Origin of the sequence: Citricoccus sp. I39-566, assembly GCF_031432995.1 — a bacterium.
In the GTDB taxonomy this organism is placed as follows: Bacteria; Actinomycetota; Actinomycetes; order Actinomycetales; family Micrococcaceae; genus Citricoccus; species Citricoccus nitrophenolicus_A.
This window is the reverse complement of record NZ_CP133842.1, coordinates 2,338,977-2,353,678: the sequence shown is the minus strand read 5'-3', so window position 1 is coordinate 2,353,678 and position 14,702 is coordinate 2,338,977. Positions and strand designations below refer to the sequence as shown.

Annotated in this window: 19 protein-coding genes; 11 read left to right on the top strand and 8 right to left on the bottom strand. The window is 71.5% G+C overall.

The genetic code is table 11. From position 1 onward, the window contains the following. Window positions 1-2: 2 nt before the first annotated feature. Window positions 3-1,067 (bottom strand): biotin/lipoate A/B protein ligase family protein, encoded by a 1,065-nt coding sequence (locus RE421_RS10805; RefSeq protein WP_309809589.1) that lies wholly within the window; start codon window positions 1,065-1,067, stop codon window positions 3-5. Window positions 1,068-1,173: 106 nt separating this feature from the next. Between RE421_RS10805 and RE421_RS10800 the strand changes: the two genes are divergently transcribed. The 4 genes from RE421_RS10800 to RE421_RS10785 are packed head-to-tail and all read left to right on the top strand — an operon-like array spanning window position 1,174 to window position 3,459. Further along, on the top strand, window positions 1,174-1,674 hold the full coding sequence (locus tag RE421_RS10800) for a sigma-70 family RNA polymerase sigma factor (protein WP_309809587.1): 501 nt from the start codon (window positions 1,174-1,176) through the stop codon (window positions 1,672-1,674). 11 nt (window positions 1,675-1,685) lie between these two features. Beyond that, window positions 1,686-2,303, top strand: coding sequence for a methylated-DNA--[protein]-cysteine S-methyltransferase (locus RE421_RS10795; RefSeq protein ID WP_396134648.1), 618 nt, complete (start codon window positions 1,686-1,688; stop codon window positions 2,301-2,303). After that, window positions 2,300-2,899, top strand: coding sequence for a DNA-3-methyladenine glycosylase I (locus tag RE421_RS10790; protein ID WP_309809583.1), 600 nt, complete (start codon window positions 2,300-2,302; stop codon window positions 2,897-2,899). The genes RE421_RS10795 and RE421_RS10790 overlap by 4 nt, the downstream gene beginning before the upstream one ends. Before the next feature lie 20 nt (window positions 2,900-2,919). Further along, on the top strand, window positions 2,920-3,459 hold the full coding sequence (locus tag RE421_RS10785; RefSeq protein ID WP_309809581.1) for a hypothetical protein: 540 nt from the start codon (window positions 2,920-2,922) through the stop codon (window positions 3,457-3,459). 119 nt (window positions 3,460-3,578) lie between these two features. Here RE421_RS10785 and RE421_RS10780 read toward each other — a convergent pair whose 3' ends face one another. The 4 genes from RE421_RS10780 to RE421_RS10765 all read right to left on the bottom strand — a co-directional run bounded on the left by RE421_RS10780 (window position 3,579) and on the right by RE421_RS10765 (window position 6,418). Beyond that, window positions 3,579-3,836 (bottom strand): type B 50S ribosomal protein L31, encoded by a 258-nt coding sequence (locus RE421_RS10780; RefSeq protein ID WP_309809580.1) that lies wholly within the window; start codon window positions 3,834-3,836, stop codon window positions 3,579-3,581. An 88-nt stretch (window positions 3,837-3,924) separates the two neighbouring features. Then, window positions 3,925-4,770, bottom strand: coding sequence for an RNA methyltransferase (locus RE421_RS10775; protein ID WP_309809577.1), 846 nt, complete (start codon window positions 4,768-4,770; stop codon window positions 3,925-3,927). Beyond that, the gene (locus RE421_RS10770) at window positions 4,763-5,623 is read right to left on the bottom strand and encodes a sulfite exporter TauE/SafE family protein (protein WP_309809575.1); all 861 of its coding nucleotides are present in this window, start codon (window positions 5,621-5,623) and stop codon (window positions 4,763-4,765) included. Before RE421_RS10770 ends, RE421_RS10775 begins: the two co-directional genes overlap by 8 nt. 30 nt (window positions 5,624-5,653) lie before the next feature. Continuing rightward, window positions 5,654-6,418 carry an ABC transporter ATP-binding protein gene (locus tag RE421_RS10765; RefSeq protein ID WP_309817310.1) on the bottom strand — a complete coding sequence of 255 codons (765 nt, stop codon included), beginning with the start codon at window positions 6,416-6,418 and terminating at the stop codon, window positions 5,654-5,656. 131 nt (window positions 6,419-6,549) lie between these two features. Between RE421_RS10765 and serB the strand changes: the two genes are divergently transcribed. Beyond that, window positions 6,550-7,449, top strand: a complete 900-nt coding sequence (serB, locus tag RE421_RS10760; RefSeq protein ID WP_309809573.1) for a phosphoserine phosphatase SerB — start codon at window positions 6,550-6,552, stop codon at window positions 7,447-7,449. A 40-nt stretch (window positions 7,450-7,489) separates the two neighbouring features. On the opposite strand, the gene RE421_RS10755 is transcribed toward serB, so the two are convergent. Then, a complete protein-coding gene (locus RE421_RS10755) occupies window positions 7,490-8,320 on the bottom strand; it encodes an SDR family oxidoreductase (protein ID WP_309809571.1) in 831 nt (276 codons plus the stop codon). Window positions 8,321-8,325: 5 nt separating this feature from the next. Further along, window positions 8,326-9,090: a beta-ketoacyl-ACP reductase gene (locus RE421_RS10750; RefSeq protein WP_309809569.1), complete on the bottom strand. Its 765-nt coding sequence runs from the start codon at window positions 9,088-9,090 to the stop codon at window positions 8,326-8,328. Between the two features lie 119 nt (window positions 9,091-9,209). Here RE421_RS10750 and RE421_RS10745 point away from each other — a divergent pair, with 119 nt between their 5' ends. The 3 genes from RE421_RS10745 to RE421_RS10735 are packed head-to-tail and all read left to right on the top strand — an operon-like array spanning window position 9,210 to window position 10,887. Beyond that, window positions 9,210-9,614, top strand: coding sequence for a DUF3099 domain-containing protein (locus RE421_RS10745; RefSeq protein ID WP_309809567.1), 405 nt, complete (start codon window positions 9,210-9,212; stop codon window positions 9,612-9,614). Further along, on the top strand, window positions 9,611-9,946 hold the full coding sequence (locus RE421_RS10740; protein ID WP_309809565.1) for a hypothetical protein: 336 nt from the start codon (window positions 9,611-9,613) through the stop codon (window positions 9,944-9,946). The genes RE421_RS10745 and RE421_RS10740 overlap by 4 nt, the downstream gene beginning before the upstream one ends. Before the next feature lie 5 nt (window positions 9,947-9,951). Further along, window positions 9,952-10,887, top strand: a complete 936-nt coding sequence (locus tag RE421_RS10735; protein WP_309817307.1) for an SURF1 family protein — start codon at window positions 9,952-9,954, stop codon at window positions 10,885-10,887. Window positions 10,888-10,904: 17 nt separating this feature from the next. Here RE421_RS10735 and RE421_RS10730 read toward each other — a convergent pair whose 3' ends face one another. Further along, entirely contained in the window at window positions 10,905-12,503 is a 1,599-nt protein-coding gene (locus RE421_RS10730; RefSeq protein ID WP_309809563.1) for an ABC-F family ATP-binding cassette domain-containing protein, read from the bottom strand. 108 nt (window positions 12,504-12,611) lie between these two features. Here RE421_RS10730 and RE421_RS10725 point away from each other — a divergent pair, with 108 nt between their 5' ends. Genes RE421_RS10725 through RE421_RS10715 form a run of 3 tightly spaced genes read left to right on the top strand, consistent with a single transcriptional unit; the run spans window position 12,612 to window position 14,685 of the window. Continuing rightward, window positions 12,612-13,253, top strand: a complete 642-nt coding sequence (locus RE421_RS10725) for a biotin transporter BioY (RefSeq protein WP_309809561.1) — start codon at window positions 12,612-12,614, stop codon at window positions 13,251-13,253. A gap of 5 nt (window positions 13,254-13,258) precedes the next feature. After that, complete coding sequence (locus RE421_RS10720) at window positions 13,259-14,056, top strand: energy-coupling factor ABC transporter ATP-binding protein (protein WP_396134486.1); 798 nt, start codon at window positions 13,259-13,261, stop codon at window positions 14,054-14,056. Continuing rightward, a complete protein-coding gene (locus RE421_RS10715) occupies window positions 14,053-14,685 on the top strand; it encodes a CbiQ family ECF transporter T component (RefSeq protein WP_309809558.1) in 633 nt (210 codons plus the stop codon). The genes RE421_RS10720 and RE421_RS10715 overlap by 4 nt, the downstream gene beginning before the upstream one ends. The last annotated feature ends 17 nt before the right edge of the window (window positions 14,686-14,702 follow it).

The window sequence follows — 14,702 nt, the reverse complement described above, 5'->3', positions numbered from 1 at the left end:
ACCTAGGGCACCCGGGCGGTCCAGGCCGGCGTCGTGAACTTGGACTCGGCCAGCGCCTCGGCCCGGGCGATCTCCTCGCCCGTGAGCTCGGCACGGGAGGCGCCGTAGCGCTCGGCGAATGTCTCCATCATGGTCTCCCAGATCTCCGGACGGCTCATGCCGGTCTGCCGGCGGAGCGGGTCGACCCGCTTCTTCGCCGAGCGGATGCCCTTGTCCCGGATCTTCTCCTGGCCGATCCGGAGCACGTCGGTCATCTTGTCCGCGTCGATGTCATAGCTCATGGTCACGTGGTGGAGCAGTCCCCCGCTGGCGAGCCTCTTCTGGGCCGCCCCGCCGATCTTGCCCTCGGGCGTGGCGATGTCGTTCAGCGGCTGGTAGAAGGCCTCCACGCCGGTGCGCTGCAGGGCCTCCATGGCCCAGGCGTCGATGAACGGGTAGGACTCGGCGAAGCTCAGTCCGTCCACGAGGGAGACCGGCAGGTACATCGAGTACGTCACACAGTTGTCCGCCTCCATGAACATGGCCCCGCCCCCGGAGATGCGCCGGACCACGGTGATCCCGTGCCGCTCGACGCCGGCGGGATCGACCTCGTTGGCCAGCGACTGGAACGAGCCGATGACGACGGCCGGCTCGGTCCACTGCCACAGGCGTAGCGCGGGCCTGCGCCGGCCGGCCGCCACGTCCTCGGTGAGGATCTGGTCCAGGGCCACCTGGGTGGCGATCGGCAGGGGCTGCGGGACGAGGATCTCCCAGTCGTGGTCGCTCCACGTGGTGGCGTGGCCGAGCGCGCGCCGCACGGCAGTCGCCACCGCGGCCGCGTCGAAACCGAACATCACGGTCCCGGGCCCGACGGCGGCCCGCACGTTCTCCGCGATGGTCCCGTGGGGTGCGTCCACGGACAGGCCCACCAGGGACCGGTTGATGTCCGTCAGCGCCTCGTCGGGTTCGAGGAAGAAGTCGCCGTTGATGCTGGCGGCCGCCACGGTGTGACCGGCGACGGCCAGGTCCGCGATGACGAGCTTGCCGCCGGAGGCCTTGTATTCACCGTGGTGCGTGTAGTCACTCATCCCTCCATGGTAGGGATCGCGGGGGCCGGACGGTGGCACGGATATCCACACCTCACCTTCCACACCTCACATCCACCGGCGCTGGCGCGTCTACTGTGTGATGACGATGAGAGAACCGTTCGAAGAGGCCGTCCAGCGGCACGGGGGCACCGTGCTGAAGGTCTGCCGTGCCGTGCTCGGACCGGGGCCGGATGCCGATGACGCCTGGCAAGAGACGTTCATCGCCGCCCTGAGGCAGTGGCCGGAGCTCGACCCGCTGATGCCGCTGGAGCCGTGGCTGGTGCGCGTGGCCGGACGCAAGGCGATCGACGTGGTCCGGGGGCGGAACCGCCGGGCGGTGCCGCTTGGCGAGCTCCCCGAGCGCGGGCCGGCGGTCGGTTCCATAGCGTCTGATGCCGTGGAGCATGGCGTGGAGGTCTGGTCGGCCGTGGCCGCCCTGCCGGAACGGCAGCGGCTCGCGGTGGCCTACCACTATCTCGGTGGCCTGCCCCATGCGGACACCGCGGCGTTGATCGGCGGGAGCCCCGAGTCCGTCCGGAGGGCCTCCTCCGACGGCATCAGGGCCCTGCGCCGGCAGTGGACACCGGAGAGGATGGGAGCGGAATGAGGGAGCACATGATGAACAGCACCGAGATGACCGGGGATCGCCTCGCGGGCGGTTTCTCCGTGGCGGAGGCAGACCTGAGGGTGCTGCGTGACCGGCTCTCCCGCCGCGCGGACCAGGAGGGCCTGCTGGAGCTGGCCTACCGCGTGGTGGACTCGCCGGTGGGTCGTCTGCTGGTGATCGCCGGGGACCACGGCGTGGTGCGCGTGGCCTTCGAGCGCGAGGGCTTCCCCGCGGTCCTGTCCGCGGTGGCCGAGAGGGTCAGTCCGCGGTTGCTGCACGCGCCGTGGAAGCTGGATGCGGTGGCCCGCGAGTTCGACGAGTACTTCGCCGGTCGGCGTCGCCAGTTCGAGACCCCCGTCGACTTCGTCCTGTCCTCCGGGTTCCGGCTGTCCGTGCAACGGGAGCTTCCGGCCATCGGTTATGGCCGGACGATCAGTTATCGCGACCTCGCCGGACGGCTGGAGAACCCCCGTGCCGTGCGGGCCGTCGGCACGGCGTGCGCGACGAATCCCCTGCCCGTGATCGTGCCCTGCCACCGGGTGGTGCGTTCGGACGGCGCCCTGGGCGGCTACCTGGGCGGCCTGGACGCCAAGACCACCCTGCTCGAGTTGGAGCGTGAGGCGGCATGAGCGGCTCGGCGGACGGCCTCGTGGTGGGTGAGGACGGCCTGGCCCGTCCCGTATGGGCGTCCCGGGATCCGCTGTTGCGGGAGTACTACGACTCCGAGTGGGGCATGCCGGTCCGGGACGAACAGGGCCTGTTCGAACGGCTCAGCCTGGAGGCCTTCCAATCCGGGCTCTCCTGGGCCACGATCCTGCGCAAGCGGCCGGCCTTCCGCCGGGCCTTCGCCGACTTCGACGCGGACGCCGTGGCCGGATTCGGGGACGGGGACGTGGCGCGGCTGCTGGAGGACGCCGCGATCATCCGCAACCGGGCCAAGATCCTGGCGACCATCGGCAACGCGCAGGCCACGAGGCACCTGCGGGCGGAGGGTGGCCTGGCGGAGCTGCTCTGGTCCTTCCAGCCTGAACGGACGCCCGAGCCCCGCACCACCGAGGACGTTCCCAGCCGCTCCCCCGAGTCCGTGGCGGCGGCCAAGGAGCTGAAGTCGCGGGGGTTCTCCTTCGTGGGCCCCACCACGGTGTTCGCGTTGATGGAGGCGGTGGGCATCGTGGACACCCACCTGCTGGGATCGCACCGGCGGGGGACGTCGGGGGTGTGGTGACGCCTCGATATGATCGGAAGGTGTCCACCACCGAGGTCTCCAGCATCGCTCCCCCGCCGGCCGGGACCTTCCGCCGCTGGACGGCCCGGTCCGGTTGGCTGCTCGCCGTGGCGGTGCCGCTCTGGCTTGTCGGCGGGCGGTTTCTCACGGACAGTGCCGGTTCCCTGACACCGGTCTATGCGGCCACGCTGGCGCCGGCGCTGCTCGTGCTGTCCGTGGTGGCTCTCGCCGTGCCGGCACGCCGCCCCGCGCGCTATCCCTCGCTCCGGGCCAGCGCGATCCTGGTGATCTCCTGGGGCTGCGGCATCGCCCTCGGCTTCACCCTTCCCGATGTCGGCGAGGGGGCCTCCTCCGTGCTCGGTTCCTGGGCCGGGTCCGGGGCCGAGGGGGCCGCCGCCGCCCTCTCGAATCCCCTGGGGATCATCATGCTGTTCATGGCCGTGCTGGGCTGCGTGGTCTCCGTGCGGCACAGCGCCCAGGGGGACGGCAGCGGCCGCCCCCGGGACGCCGACGAGGACGAGGCGCAGGGCACCGGCTACTTCCCCGTGCTGGATGTCTAAAGCTCCCGGGACAGCTTCCGTGGCTTAAAGCAGAACCGGGGCCGGTCAGGACCGTCCTCACGCAGGAGTGGTCCCGGCTCGGCCCCGGTGTGCTGGGGTATCCGAAGGGGCGGTGTCGTCTACTTCTTGCCGCCGAAGCCCTTGAAGCGGGCGTTGAAGCGCTCCACGCGGCCGGCGGTGTCCATGATCCGCTGCTTGCCCGTGTAGAAGGGGTGGGAGGCCGCGGAGATCTCCACGTCGATCACGGGGTAGGTGTTGCCGTCTTCCCACTCCATCGTCTTCTTGGACGTGGCGGTGGTGCGGGTCAGGACCTTTTCGCCGGAGGCCAGATCGTTGAAGATCACCAGCTGGTACTCGGGATGGATGTCAGTCTTCATGGGAATCCTTCGTTGACGCCACTGGATTTTGCCAGCAGCTGTGAGGAGCAAGTGTGGTTGACCGCGGTACGGCCAGCCATTCACTCTATCACGCACGGGCACGGAGCTCCCAGAAGGCCACGGCACTGGCCGCGGCCACGTTGAGAGAGTCCACCCCGGGTGCCATGGGGATCTTCACGTGCAGATCGCACGCGGCCAGGGCGGCCGACGTGACCCCGGGGCCCTCGGCACCCAACACGAGGGCGAGACGTTCATGGTCCCGCAGCGCCGGGTCGTCCAGCTCCACGGCCGACTCGCTCAGCTCCAGGGCCGCCACGGTGAACCCTTCGGCCCTCAACTGCTCCAGGGCGGCGGGCCACGCGGCGCGGCCCCGGCCGTCGGCCTCCCCCACCCGGGCCCACGGGATGCTGAAGACCGTTCCCATGGAGACCCGGATGCTGCGGCGGTACAGGGGGTCGGCCGCTTCCGGGCTGACGAGGATCGCGTCCACGCCGAGCCCGGCGGCGGAACGGAAGATCGCCCCGAGGTTGGTGTGGTCGGAGACGTTCTCCAGCACGGCGACACGCCGGGCCCCGGCCAGCACCTCATCTGGCGAGAGCGGCGCGGGACGGTCCATGGCGGCCAGTGCACCCCGGTGCAGGTGGAAGCCGGTGATCGCCTCCAGCACCTCATCGGTCCCGGTGTAGACCGGCACGGACGGGTGGGCGGCGAAGACATCGGCCATCGAGTCCAGGTACCGGTGGGCCAGGAAGAAGGAGCGTGGGTGATGACCGGCGGCCAGGGCACGGCGGACCACGGCGGAGGACTCGGCCAGGTAGATGCCGTGGGCGGCATCGGTGCGCCGGCGCAGAGCCGCGTCGGTCAGGCGGCTGTACTCCGCGACCCGGGGATCGTCGGCACCGTCCAGGTCGATGACGCCCGGCGGTTCAGCCACCGGTCACCAGCGGCCAGACCATATTCACCAGTCCGGCCACGCCGACCACCACGATGACCACGCGCAGCCAGAACGGCTTGATGCGTCGGCCGATCTGGGCCCCCAGGCTCGCGCCGATCATCGACGACACGGCGATCAGCAGCACGGCCCGCCAGTCGATGCGGTCGAACGCGAAAAGCAGGTAGGACACGGCCGCGATGAGGTTCACCGCCAGGGACAGCCAGGTCTTGATGGCGTTCGAGTAGACCAGGGCACCGGACAGGAAGACCCCCATGATGCCCAGCAACAGCACCCCCTGGGCGGCCACGAAGTAGCCGCCGTACACGCCGGCGCAGAAGATCAGCACCCACAGCACCGGGGACACGGGCCCCGTGGGGGCCTCCGGCCCGGCCAGCGGGTCAGAACCGGCCGCTGCGGATCCCCCGGCCTCTCCGGCCTTCCGTCGGCGGACCCACCGGGAGAGGGTCGGCTGGAACAGCACGAAGCCGATGGCCACGGCGATCAGGATCGGGGCCGCCACGCCGAAGACCTCCTCGGGCAGCACCATGAGCAGGAAGGCCCCGAGCACGCCGCCGGCCAACGAGGCGGACGTCAGCGCGGGCAGGACCTTCCGGGAGGCCGCCAGCTCGCGGCGGAACCCGAACACCCCGGACACCCCCGCGGCCACCAGGCCCATGGCATTCGAGATCTGTGCGGTCACGGGGGGAAACCCCATGGCCACCAGCACGGGGAAGGTCACCAGCGTGCCCGAACCGACCACGGTGTTGATGGTCCCGGCCCAGAAGCCGGCGAGCAGGATGAGGACGACCTGCCACAGGTCCAGGCCCATCACGTCCAGGCCCAGGAGTTCCATGAGATCCACGCGCGGCAGCCCGGCCGGCGGTCAGCGGGCCACGGCCGTGTACCGGCCGTCGGTCACGGTGACCCGGAGGGGCAGGCCGAAGGCGGCCGAGAGGTTGTCCTCGGTCAGGGTCGCCTCCAGCGGACCGGCCGCCACCACGCCGCCCTGACGCATCAGCAGCGCGTGCGTGAAGCCCGGCGGGACCTCCTCCACATGGTGGGTCACCAGGACGAGCGCGGGCGCGTCGGGATCGGCCGCCAGCCGCGTCAGGGCACGCACCAGGGTCTCGCGTCCGGCCAGGTCGAGCCCGGCCGCCGGCTCGTCCAGGAGGAGCAGCTCGGGGTCGGTCATCAGGGCGCGGGCCACGAGGACGCGCTTGCGCTCTCCCTCGGACAGGGTGCCGAACCGCCGGTCCTCGTAGCCTCGCAGGCCCCACTGCCAGATCAGGCGCCTGGCCCGCTCCTCGTCCACGGAGTCGTAGTCCTCGTTCCACCGGCCCATGACGCCCCACGAGGCCGTCAGCACGGCGTTGAGCACCGTCTCCCGGCCCGGCAGCTGCTGGGCGAGGGCGGCGGAGGACAGGCCGATGCGGGGTCGCAGCTCGAAGACGTCGACGGCCCCGAGCACCTCGTCGAGGATGCCCACCATGCCCGTGGTCGGGTGCATGCGGGTGGAGGCGACCTGCAGCAGGGTCGACTTGCCGGCCCCGTTCGGGCCCATGATGATCCAGCGTTCGCCGTCCTGGACCTGCCAGGACACGTCCTTCAGCAGCTCCTTGCTCCCGCGGCGAATGCCGACCCCGGCCATCTCCAGGACCGATTCACCCGAGGGGGTGAACCATTCGGACTCCGTGGCGGCGCGCTGGGACTCGGGGAAAGGGCTGGTCATGTTCCAAACACTAGGCTAGAACCACCCTCCGAAGCACGAAAGGCCACGGCATGCCGCTTACTTTTCCCTCCTCCCCCGGCACGGACCTGGTCCTGGTCTACGCCGCCACGGCCGTCCCGGCCGTTCCCGGTGAGGAGGCGTCCGCGGACCCGACGGCGACCCCCGCCTCGGTGCCGGCCCATGCCGAGCCGGTGGCCGGCGTCGGGTTCCAGGGCTGGCGCTGGCAGGTGCCGGCCGGCGAGGCGGGCGGCCGGCCCGACCCCGCCCTGCTGCCCGCCGGCCACGCCTTGGCCGTGGTGCCGGCCGCCGTCCGGGAGGCGGCGCCCAAGATGCTGGTGATGGACGTGGACTCGACCCTGATCCGCCAGGAGGTCATCGAGCTGCTGGCCGCCCACGCCGGTCGCGAGGCCGAGGTGGCGGCGGTGACCGAGGCCGCCATGCGCGGAGAACTGGACTTCACCCAGTCCCTGCACCACCGGGTGAAGGCCCTGGCCGGGTTGGAGGCCGCCGTGATCGAGGACGTGGTGGCCGCCGTCGAGCCGCAGCCGGGGGCTCGCGAGGTGATCGACGCGTTCCACACGGCCGGCTGGCAGGTGTGCGCGGTCTCCGGAGGATTCACGCAGGTGCTGGCGCCCCTGGCCCAGGACCTCGGGCTGGACCGCTACCGGGCCAACGACCTCGAGGTCGTCGAGGGCCGGCTGACCGGTCGCGTGCTGGGCACGGTGGTCGACCGCGCCGTCAAGGCCGAGATGCTGCGTGAGTGGTCGGCGGAGGCCGGGGTGGACCGCGCCGGGGTGGTGGCGGCCGGGGACGGCGCGAACGACATCGACCTGCTCGACGCCGCCGGCCTGGCCGTGGCGTTCTGCGCCAAGCCGGCCCTGCGCGAGCACGCGGACGTCGAACTGGACGTGCCGACCCTGGACGTCATCCGGGTGCTGGCCGGCCTCTAGGACTGGACCAGTCCTGGAACAGGACCGGCCCAGGACCGGATCACCGGTGGTCCGGGTCCCCGGCCACGGCCAGGAAGTCCTCGGCCCCGCCGACGTACTCGGTGTGCCCGGCCGGCAGGTCCCGGCCGGCAGAACCCACCACAGCGGCGATCTCGGCCGCGAACTCCCCGACCGAGTACAACCGTCCCGCGGCCTCGCGGCGGGCCTCGATCGCGCCGGGCTCGGCCCGGTTGAGCATGGTGGCGGTGATGGTGCCCTCGATCATGTCACCGGAGACCACCACGAAGCCGATGCCCTTCTCCCGCAGTGCGGGGATCCGCTCGCGCAGGGCCACCTCGCCGGCCCGCTTCGACTGGGCCACGGGCAGGTAGGAGTCCATGGTGGGCACGGCATCGATGAAGTGGGCCTGGTGGCTGGTCACGAAGACCACCTGTCCCCCGGCCGGCATGACCTGCAGCGCGGCGTCCAACATGGCCACCTGCGAGTCGCGGTTCAGGACCATGGCGTAGTCCTCCCCCAGCGTGGTCTCCATGCCCCCGGAGGCGTTGAGGACCAGGATGTCCAGTGAGCCGAAGGTCGTCACAGCAGCGTCCACCATGGCCTGGCGGCCCTCGGCCGTGGTGATGTCCGCGCCCACGGCCACGGCCCGGCCGCCGGCCGCCTCGATCCCAGCGACGACCTTGTTCGCCCGGGGCGCCTTCTGGCGGTAGTTGACCACGACGCCGGCCCCGCGACCGGCCAGCAGGGCGGCGGTGTCCGCGCCCACGCCGCGGCTGGACCCGGTGACGATGGCGCCCCGGCCGGCGAGGTCGGGGGCCGGCTCGGAGGGCGTGTTCTGGAGGGGACGCTGTGCGCTGTGCTCGGAAGTCATGGCCCTCAGTGTCCCATCCCGAGGCCGCCGTCGACGGGGATGACGGCGCCGGAGATGTAGGAGGCCTCCTCCGAGGCCAGCCAGCGGACCACGTTCGCGACCTCGGCGGGCTCGGCGAAGCGGCCGGCGGGGATCTGCGCCCTGTACTGCTTCTGCAGGTCCTCGCCGAGGGCCTGCGTCATCTCGGTGTCGATGTAGCCCGGCGCCACCACGTTCGCGGTGATGTTGCGCGAGCCGAGCTCCCGCGTCAGGGACCGCGCCATGCCGACGAGCCCGGCCTTGGACGAGGAGTAGTTGATCTGGCCCGGTGACCCCATGAGGCCGACCACCGAGGAGATCAGCACCACGCGTCCCTTCTTCTTCCGGATCATGCCCTTGGAGGCACGCCTGAGCACGCGGAAGGCTCCGGTGAGGTTCGTGTCGAGCACCGAGGTGAAGTCCTCCTCGGACATCCGCAGCAACAGCTGGTCCTGCGTGATGCCGGCGTTGGCCACGAGCACCTCGACCGGACCGTGCGCCGCCTCGACCTCGGAGAAGGCCCGGTCCACGGAGTCGGCATCCGTCACGTCCGCCTGCACGGCGAACAGCCCCTCGGGCGCCTGGCCCGAGCGCGAGGTGACGGCCACCCGGTCCCCGTTGTCCCGGAAGGCCAGGGCGATCGCCAGGCCGATGCCGCGGTTGCCGCCGGTCACGAGCACGCTGCGCCCCGCCGGCACCTGGCCGGTGTCCGGTGTGGGTGAGGCGGTGGTGGGTGTACTGGACTCGGCCATCGGGGGGTCCTCCTGGGACGGTTGGTCAGATCACGTTCTCGGTGCTCCACTCTAGGACGGAAAGTGGGACAATGAGAGGATCATCCGGCACCGACCCCGGCAACCCAGGAGCATCCCCCATGACCACCCGCCACGCCGAGACCGGCCACCGCGCCGGGCACTCGCCGCGCCGGGATCCTGGCGAGGGTGTCCAGCGCATCACCAGCGCCCCGGAGGCCGGGCACGTGGACCGGGATGCGCGGTTCGCCCGCTACGCCTGGCAGATGGCCATCCGCACGGCCTGCTTCATCGGCGCGTTCTTCACCACCGGATGGGTTCAGATCGTGCTCTTCATCGCCGCGATCGTATTGCCGTACCTGGCCGTGGTCCTGGCGAACAACGGGACGGTCTCGAACGGCTCGATGGTGGACGCCGTGCCGCCGGCCCCACCGGCCGCCCCGGAGCTCGGCTCCCGCCTCGAGCTGACCGCGGCCCCGGAGACGATCCAGGGTGAGGCCATCCACCCCGATGACCGGGCCGCATGAGACACGACGACCTGCTGGGATCCCTCGATGGGACGCGCCCACCGGCCGGGCCGGACGCCCCCGCCGGAACCGGCCGGCCGTCGTCGGGCACCGGCGCCGCCGGACCCACGCGGCGCGAGTGCTCGCGGAAGGGCTGCCGCTCCGAGGCGATCTGGCGACTGGAGTGGAACAACCCGAGGATCCATGCCCCCGAGCGCCGCAAGACCTGGCTGGCCTGTCCCGAGCACCGGGACTGGCTGGCGGACTACCTGCGGTCCCGTGGGCTGCTGAAGGACGTGTTGCCGTTGGACGCTGACCGGAGCCCCGGCCCCACGGCAGAGGGAGACGCATGACCCAGATGACGGAGGAACCCCCCGTGACGGACGAGCCGGCGGCCCCGGGCACCAAGAGGGCCAAGCTGGACTTCAGGTTCGTCCTGAGCCCGCAGTGGCTCGGCGGACTGGCGTTCTGCGTGATCTTCTCCATGGCCTGCGCCCTGCTCGGCCAGTGGCAGATGGACCGCCGCATGGAGGCGGTGACCGAGATCAACAAGGTCCTGGAGAACTACGACGACGCGCCGGTGCCCCTGGCCGGGAACGCCGGCCTCTTCACCGCGTTCCGGGCCCCCCAGGAGTGGACCCCCGTCAGCATGACCGGCGAGTACGTCGAGGAGGACACGCGGATCGTGCGGAACCGGCCCAAGGCCGGCAAGCCCGGGTACGAGGTGCTGGTCCCCTTCCGCGCGGACGGTGGAGAGACCATCGTGGTCAACCGCGGCTGGCTGCCCATCGGCAACACGGCCGGCAGGCCCGACGCCGTCCCCGCGCCTCCCGAGGACGAGGTCACCGTGGTGGTCCGGACGAAGCCCGGCGAGCCGGACATCGGCCGCGACGCCCCCGAGGGGCAGCTGGCCTCGATCGACCTCGTGGCCTTCGAGCAGAGCGTCGGCTACCCGGTGGCAGACACCGCCTACGGCGAGATGGTGGAGGAGGACCCCGCACCGCAGACCCGCCCCCAGACCCTGGTGCCGCCGACCCTGGACGAGGGCCCGCACCTGTCCTACTCCCTGCAGTGGTTCCTGTTCGGGCTCATGAGCTTCATCGTGTGGGGCTACATGGCCCGGCAACGGGCCGTCAACGACCGCGACGACCGGGAACTCGGGCTCACCGAGGACGACGGCTACATCTCGGCCTACCGGCCTCCCCGGCCCAAGCCGGTGCGGCGCCGCGGCGGACGGCCCACGGACGAGGAGGCGGAGGACGCCCTGCTGGATGCGGCGGAGTCCCGCCGGTGAAGGTCACACGGTGACGGTCACGCCAGCGTGATGAGGTCCTGGTAGGTGCTGTTCCAGTGGTCCTCCACGCCGTCCGGCAGCAGCACGACGCGCTCCGGGTCCAGGGCCTCCACGGCGCCCTCGTCGTGCGTCACGAGCACCACGGCCCCCTGGTAGGTCCGCAGGGCGTTGAGGATCTCCTGCCGGGAGGCGGGGTCCAGGTTGTTGGTCGGCTCGTCCAGCAGCAGCACATTGGCACTGGAGGCCACGAGGGTGGCCAGCGCCAGGCGGGTCTTCTCGCCACCGGAGAGCACCCCGGCGGGCTTGGCCACGTCATCGCCCTGGAACAGGAACGAGCCCAGGACGTTGCGCACCTCGGTGTCCCCCAGGTCCGGGGCGGCGGAGCGCATATTCTCCAGGACCGAGCGGTCGGTGTCCAGGGTCTCGTGCTCCTGGGCGTAGTAGCCGAGCTTGAGTCCGTGGCCGGCGATCACCTCGCCGGAGTCCGGCTGGTCGATCCCGGCCAGCATCCGCAGCAGCGTCGTCTTGCCGGCGCCGTTGAACCCCAGGATCACCACGCGGGAACCGCGGTCGATGGCCAGGTCCACGCCGTTGAAGATCTCCAGTGAGCCGTACGACTTGGACAGGTCCTCCGCCTTCAGCGGGGTCTTGCCGCACTTGGCGGGTTCCGGGAACCGGATCGCGGCGACCCTCTCCGCCGCCCGCTCCCCCTCGAGGCCCTGCATCATGCGCTCGGCGCGCTTGATCATGCCCTGGGCGGCCACCGCCTTGGTGGCCTTGGCGCGCATCTTGTTGGCCTGCTCCATCAGGTGCGTGGCCTTCTTCTCCGCGTTGGAGTACTCGCGCTTGCGGCGGGCCTGGTCCTGCTCCCGCTGCAGCAGGTAGTTCTTCCAGCCCATGTTGTAGGTGTCGATCACCTGACGGTTCCCGTCCAGGTACAGCACCTTGTTGACGGTCATCTCCATCAGGTCCACATCGTGGCTGATGACGATGAATCCGCCCTGGTAGGCCTTGAGGAACTCGCGCAGCCACACGATCGAGTCGTGGTCCAGGTGGTTGGTGGGCTCGTCGAGGAGCAGGATGTCCGCGTCCGAGAACAGGATCCGGGCCAGCTCCACGCGGCGCCGCTGACCACCGGAGAGGGTGTGCAGCGGCTGGTCCAGGATGCGGTCCGGCAGGCCGAGGTTCGCACAGATCGTGGCGGCCTCCGACTCCGCGGCGTAACCGCCCGACGTCGTGAATTCCGCCTCCAGCCGGCCGTACCGGCCCATCGCCTTCTCGCGGATGGCGTCATCCGGGTTGGCCATGTCGTCCTCCGCCTGGCGCATGCGGCGGATGATCTGGTCCAGGGAGCGTGCCGAGAGGATGCGGTCACGGGCCGTCTGGTCCATGTCCTCGACCTTGGGGTCCTGGGGCAGGTAGCCGATCGTGCCGCGGCGCGAGACGTGGCCGCCGGTCGGCTGCCCGCCGCCGGCGAGGACCTTGGTGAGCGTCGTCTTGCCGGCGCCGTTGCGACCCACCAGGCCGACCTTGTCACCCTTGTCCACCTTGAACGTGACCCCGTCCATGAGGAGCCGGGCCCCCACACGTAGTTCGAGGTCTGTGACGGCAAGCACGGGGAGGACTCCTTGGGGTGAATAGACTGTCCGGCATGGCTGGCGGAACCCGTCAAGTCTACCGGCGCAGTCAACGCCGGGCGCACGCCCAGCACCGCAGGAGACCCCGTGACCCAGACCGCATCCGCCGCGGGCCGCAGGCCCCTGGCCGTTCCCACCCAGGTGGCACTGGCCGGGGTCTTCGCCGCCCTGATCGCCGTGTGCTCCATGCTCCCGCCGATCCCGGTGGGTGGCTTCGGCGTGCCGATCACGCTCCAGACCTTCGCGGTCATGCTGACGGGGCTGATCCTCGGGGCCCGGCTCGGCTTCCTCTCCGTGGCCCTGTACGTGGTGGTGGGGCTCGTGGGGCTGCCCGTCTTCTCCGGGTTCAACGCCGGCTTCGGCGTCCTGGCGGGTCCCTCGGCTGGGTATCTGTTGGCCTTCCCCTTCGCCGCGGCGCTGTCCGGTGCCCTGTCCAGCCTGGTCCTGAGGTGGGGGCAGGCGGCCGCGGCCAGGCGTCAGCGTGGGACCGGCCGGATGGGCCTCGGCTGGTGGACCCTGGTCTGGCTCAGCGCGATGATCGGCTCCTTCGTGGTGGTGCACCCGCTGGGCATCGCCGGGATGATGCTGGCGCTCGACCTGGACCTGCCGACGGCGATCGGCGCGGACCTGCTCTTCTGGCCCGGTGACGTCGTCAAGAACCTCCTGGCCACGGCGGTGGCCGCCACCGTGATCCGGGCCTTCCCCGCGCTGGCCCTGCGGCGCTTCTGAACGCCGTGGCTGCGCCGCGGGGAACGGGCGGAACGGACGGGCTGCGCTTGCGGGACGTAGTGGTGGACCTGCCGGGGTCGGCCCCCGGGCCGGGCCAGCAGACCGGCGGCGACGTCGGCACCGTCCGCGTGCTGGGACCGATCGACCTCGTGGTCACCGAGCCCACCGTGGCCGTGATCGGTGCCAACGGCTCCGGCAAGTCCACCCTGGTCCGGCTGCTCAACGGCCTCGTGACGCCCAGCGCCGGGACCGTCACCGTGCACGGCCTGGATGCCGCCGAGGACACCTCCGCGGTGCGTGCCCGCACCGGGTTCGTGTTCACCGACCCCCTCGTCCAGCTGGTCATGCCGACGGCCGGGGAGGATCTCGAGCTGTCCCTGCGCCGCACCCACCGCCGCCGCGGCGATCGGCGCGCGGCCGCCGTCGCGCTGCTGGAGGAGCATGGCCTGGGCGGGCTCGCGCACCGCAGCATCTACGACCTCTCCGGAGGGCAGCGGCAGCGGCTGGCACTGGCCTCCGTGCTGGCCACGGATCCCGTGCTGCTGGTGGCCGACGAGCCCACGACCCTGCTCGACCTGGAGTGGACGCTCCAGGTGCAGGAGCTGCTGCTGTCCCTGCCGGGCACCGGCCGCTGCGCCCAGCTCGTGTACACCACGCATGACCTGGACTTCGCGGCCCAGGCCGAACGCTGTCTCGTGGTGGCCGGCGGGCGGATCGCCCACGATGCCCCCGGCCCGGCCGCCGTCGACTGGTACCGCCGGGACGTGCAGTCCAGGCGGAGCGGGCCCGGGGTGCGGCCATGAACCTGCTGGACTACCGGCCCGGGACCACCGTCATCCACCGCTGCCCGCTGTGGGCCAAGTACGTGGTCCTACTGATGCTCTCGGCCGTGCTCGTGTTCTGGCGGCACCCCGTGGTGGTGGCCGCCGCCCTCGCCGTGGTGCTGGGCCTCTACCTGGCGGCCCTGCTCCCCCGGGACTTCCTGGCGCCCTGGCGCCGCGGCTGGCCCCTGCTGCTCTTCGCGGGCGTGGCCCGCTTCGTCTCCGGGGTCTGGGGCCCGACGGCGGCCGCTCCCCTGGACGCGCTCGGCCCGGCCCTGGTGGTGGTCGCCGCCGTGTTCGGCGCCCTGGCCGCGGCCCGGTTGCTCGTCATCACCACACCGGGGACGGAGCTGCTTGACGGCCTCGAGACCTTTTTCGAGGTCCTGCGGCCCCTGGGGGTCCACCCCGGGCCCGCCGCGCTGGCCGTGAACGTGATGATCCGGTCCATCCCCTGGGTGGGCGGTGCCGTCCGGCGGAACGCGGAGGCGCTGGCCTCGCGCGGGCTGCGCCGGGGACCGGTGCGGCTGATGGGCCCCGTCCTGGTCGCCACCGTGGGCCACGCCCGGGCCACCGGTGAGGCCCTGGCCGCGCGGGGGCTGCCCGGCCCTTAAAGCACAAAGTGACCGGA

Coding starts and splice junctions, on each gene's coding strand:
- RE421_RS10795 (WP_396134648.1), top strand. CDS start 1,686: ATGAACAGCACCGAGATGACCGGGGATCGCCTCGCGGGCGGTTTCTCC.
- RE421_RS10765 (WP_309817310.1), bottom strand. CDS start 6,418: ATGGCCGGGGTCGGCATTCGCCGCGGGAGCAAGGAGCTGCTGAAGGAC.
- RE421_RS10750 (WP_309809569.1), bottom strand. CDS start 9,090: ATGGCCGAGTCCAGTACACCCACCACCGCCTCACCCACACCGGACACC.
- RE421_RS10805 (WP_309809589.1), bottom strand. CDS start 1,067: ATGAGTGACTACACGCACCACGGTGAATACAAGGCCTCCGGCGGCAAG.
- RE421_RS10715 (WP_309809558.1), top strand. CDS start 14,053: ATGAACCTGCTGGACTACCGGCCCGGGACCACCGTCATCCACCGCTGC.
- RE421_RS10800 (WP_309809587.1), top strand. CDS start 1,174: ATGAGAGAACCGTTCGAAGAGGCCGTCCAGCGGCACGGGGGCACCGTG.
- RE421_RS10790 (WP_309809583.1), top strand. CDS start 2,300: ATGAGCGGCTCGGCGGACGGCCTCGTGGTGGGTGAGGACGGCCTGGCC.
- RE421_RS10755 (WP_309809571.1), bottom strand. CDS start 8,320: ATGACTTCCGAGCACAGCGCACAGCGTCCCCTCCAGAACACGCCCTCC.
- RE421_RS10780 (WP_309809580.1), bottom strand. CDS start 3,836: ATGAAGACTGACATCCATCCCGAGTACCAGCTGGTGATCTTCAACGAT.
- serB (WP_309809573.1), top strand. CDS start 6,550: ATGCCGCTTACTTTTCCCTCCTCCCCCGGCACGGACCTGGTCCTGGTC.
- RE421_RS10745 (WP_309809567.1), top strand. CDS start 9,210: ATGACCACCCGCCACGCCGAGACCGGCCACCGCGCCGGGCACTCGCCG.
- RE421_RS10770 (WP_309809575.1), bottom strand. CDS start 5,623: ATGGAACTCCTGGGCCTGGACGTGATGGGCCTGGACCTGTGGCAGGTC.
- RE421_RS10735 (WP_309817307.1), top strand. CDS start 9,952: ATGACGGAGGAACCCCCCGTGACGGACGAGCCGGCGGCCCCGGGCACC.
- RE421_RS10740 (WP_309809565.1), top strand. CDS start 9,611: ATGAGACACGACGACCTGCTGGGATCCCTCGATGGGACGCGCCCACCG.